Origin of the sequence: Phaeobacter sp. CAU 1743 (assembly GCF_039839315.1) — a bacterium.
Taxonomy (GTDB): domain Bacteria; phylum Pseudomonadota; class Alphaproteobacteria; order Rhodobacterales; family Rhodobacteraceae; genus Phycobacter; species Phycobacter gallaeciensis_A.
Map to the genome: position 1 here is coordinate 1 of NZ_JBDOQR010000147.1, position 3,634 is coordinate 3,634.

General features: G+C 54.5%; 2 protein-coding genes. Both read right to left on the reverse strand.

The genetic code is table 11. The features are described from left to right. Window positions 1–125: 125 nt before the first annotated feature. Window positions 126–2,528 carry a CHASE3 domain-containing protein gene (locus tag AAFO90_RS24265; RefSeq protein ID WP_347511110.1) on the reverse strand — a complete coding sequence of 801 codons (2,403 nt, stop codon included), beginning with the start codon at window positions 2,526–2,528 and terminating at the stop codon, window positions 126–128. 829 nt (window positions 2,529–3,357) lie between these two features. Further along, window positions 3,358–3,634, reverse strand: a 277-nt coding sequence (locus tag AAFO90_RS24270) for a hypothetical protein (protein ID WP_347511111.1), incomplete at its 5' end; no start/stop codon positions are given.

Below are 3,634 nucleotides of genomic sequence, written 5' to 3' on the forward strand. Positions count from 1 at the left end.
GCCCGATCCGCCCAGCTCCAGGCGTTTGCGCGACCGCAGACGCCGCTCGGCGCGAAAAACGCTTGTCCAGCGGGCAAAATCAGGCGATCTTGACGTCAGACGGCAGGCCACTTGGGGAATGTCGGCTAAAAGTCCTGCCACTTATCCAAGGCTGCGTTTCCATGCGCGGTGGCCGCCGATACGGCTTCACCCATTTCCCAGTCGTCACTTCCGTGGCGAGTCGGCTGTGACGTCGAGACCGCGTACATGGGCGTGACCTTTGCTCCACCCGAGATCTTGAAGTGGGCGACCCGCTCGGCCAATTTGGTGGCATCGCTTTTCAGCATGTGACTTGCGGCAGTGGCCTCTTCCACCATGGCTGCATTTTGCTGTGTCACCTTATCCAGTTGCACAACGCCGGTGTTGATTTCTCCGAGTGCTGTGGATTGCTCAACTGCGCCCTCGGCGATGTCACTGACCAGTTTGGAAATATGGTTGACCCGATCAACGATACTGGTGAGCGCTTCGCCCGCCTTGCCCACAAGGTCCACACCACGTGTTACCTGTTTGCTGCTGTCGGTGATCAACGTCTTGATCTCGGTTGCCGCATCGGCGGACCGTTGCGCCAGGCCACGGACCTCGGAGGCGACGACTGCAAACCCCCGTCCAGCCTCACCGGCCCTTGCAGCCTCGACCCCAGCGTTTAGGGCCAGAAGGTTAGTCTGGAAGGCAATGTCGTCAATCACGCTTATGATTTGAGCGATATGGGTAGAGGATTCCTCGATCTCTGTCATTGCAGCAACAGCACTCTGAACAACCTTGCCGCTGTTCTCAGCCTCAGTGCGGGCTTCGCCCATGATGTTTTCAACGCTGCGAGCACCATCGGCAGCCGATTTCACTGAAGCTGTTAGCTCGTCAATCGCAGCAGCGGTTTCTTCGAGAGTCGCGGCCTGACTTTCCGTCCGATGGGACAGATCATCGGAGGACTGACTGATTTCAGCCGCACCGTTTTGGATACTCCCAGAGGTTTCGATGACCTCTGTCACTGTTGCACTCAAGGTGGAGACCGTCGAATTGAAATCCCGGCGTAGTTGCTCATAGTCAGCAGGGAAGGTGCGCTGGATCTGCGCGGTTAGGTCACCCTGGGCCAGATCAGACAGGCGATTGCTGAGTTCACGAACCACCTCCGCCTGCTCGGCATCCTTTACTTTTTGCGCGGCTTCCAGTTCCTTTTCGCGGATCAAGGCTTTGCGGAAGACGTCGAGTGCGCGCGCCATCGCACCGACTTCATCGCCACGACTTTGTCCCCTGATTTCAACTGAGGTATCCCCTTCGGCCAGTTGACCCATTGATTGGGTGATTGCTCGTACTGCATTCCCAATATTGGCTCCAACCCAGAGAGCGATGACGGACCCCAGCAAGATGGCCGCAGCAACTGCGCCCAAAATCTGGATTTCAGCGCTTTTTGCCGTCGCAACATTGGCTTTTTGGCGCTCCTCCATCAAAGCATGTTCGATCGACATGAACTCTCCCATGAGCTCTCGAAACTGATCGAAGAAGAACTTTCCTCGGGCCTCGCCAACCAATCTCGCCATGTCATCCATGGTTTCTGAGTTGCCGATCGCGCGGCGTAGATCCAGCATCGGCTCAACAACATTGGTGCGCCATTCCGAAATTGTCTTGTTGATTTCCGCAAGGCGCGCGACTTGAGCGGGGTTATCGCTGACCGTTTCGGAAAGCTCAGTAACCAGCGTCTCAAAGCTTTGCTGACCTGCTTCATAGGGTTCGAGGAAGGCAGGGTCACCAGCGAGCAGGAACCCACGCATACCGGTTTCCATGTCCACGGCAGCGCCAAGAATTTTCTGCGCTTCGCCGATAACTGTATGGGTATGGTTGACCCATTTCACGGCATTTTCGATGCTCTCCGTGGTGGGGGTGCCAAATTCCATCAGTTGGGAGAATTCTTCCGACCTCTGGTCGAGCAGGGTTCGCTCAGCCAGAATAAATTCCGATATCAAACCGCGAAACCCATCGAAGTATACTTTGCCTTCGGCTTTTTGGATTTGGCGCGCCAGATCCACCATGGTTTCGGAATTTCCGATCGAGCGGCGTAGCTTGATCTGCTGTTCGGCGATTTCAGTTTGCCATTTCCTGAGTACTTCTTCTGCTTCGGTCAGACGCTGAACCTGAGGTGGGTTATCGCTGACAACCTCACGGAGCTGAGCAAGTGTGGAATAGGCTTTTTCCTCACCGGTGTTGTAGGGCGCAAGAAACTGCTCTTCGCCGGCAAGGAGGTAGCCTCGCATGCCGGTTTCCATATCTACAGCGGACGCGACAATGGCGTCAGCTTCCTCAAGAACGGTTTGAGTATGCCTCACCCAGCCAGATGTTTCTGACATCTTGTTGAGGTCCACTTTTGCAATGACACCGATACCAAGTGTCAGCAGCAATGGAGCGGCTACCGCAGCCAGAACCTTGGTTTTGGTGCTTAAGTTCGCAAAGGACAGCTTTCGCGCCTTCGACAGCTGCGGCGCTGCTACATTGTCCATACTCATGCCCCCTTCGGACCAAAATCATAAAAACTCCGCAAGTCGTGACACAAAACCGTTACCAAGCCGTGTCTTGCGGAATTTTGCATAAGGATAGGGCGTATATCCAAAAGGATAGGATTGCCGAGAAGGGCATGGAAAACGGCCAGGCCGTGCAGTACCGCTTTTCCCATCGCGGCAGCGACGTCCGCAGCAACAATGCCTAGTCTGGATGAGCATCTGCGCTGCTCGCAATCGGCAGTTCAGCATCTCACTCAGGAAGCGAGACCCAAAATCCTTGGTTGCGTGTATCGAGATTACGTAACGACGCATCCATTCACACAATGCAATATTTATGATAAATTTACGAAATTTTGGGGGAGCGGAATGTACAGGACAATCTATCTGAGTGCTGCCAGTCACATGTTCTCAACCGAGGACTTGAACGCCATTCTTTCCGTCTCGCGTAGAAACAATCAGTCGGATGGTATAAGCGGATTGCTTCTCTATCATGAGGGCTCGATTTTGCAGGTTCTTGAGGGGGATCAGAGCAGGGTCGATGCCTGTTTCGAACGCATCAAGATGGATGGCCGCCACAGGGGATTGTTGAGACTGTTCCATGGCAAAGTAGACCGAAAAGTCTTCCCTAATTGGTCAATGGGTTTCGCCTGGCCCAACGACATAAAAGACGGGGCAGACGCGAGCCTGAAAGGCCTTGATCAAGTTGTCAAAGAGCTGCCAAGTCTCCACTCCGTTGACCGACGCTCTGCTATACTAATCCGCTCGTTTTTTGCTTCGCACGGTGATCTGGCGGCTCTACTAGTTTCCTAGCAATCCGCTGGCACAGCATTTACCCGCTCTGAAGCATGCTGGAGGTTTGTGACTGGGATAAGAACTCTTCAGCCTCGCGAGGTGAGAGTGGCCGAGCGTGGAAGAAACCCTGTGCAAAATCGACGCCAAGGTCGCGGACATACTCGAATTGCGCCAGCGTCTCCACGCCTTGGGGATGTCCCGGTTGATGTTGAAGTTTGCCTGAAGGGTGGCGTTGCTTTCCCTGAGCCGTAGGCTCGGGGTGATCAAACCGAAAGGAAAGCAACACCATGAAGAAGACTACGACATCGCAGGCG

Coding starts and splice junctions, on each gene's coding strand:
- AAFO90_RS24265 (WP_347511110.1), bottom strand. CDS start 2,528: ATGGACAATGTAGCAGCGCCGCAGCTGTCGAAGGCGCGAAAGCTGTCC.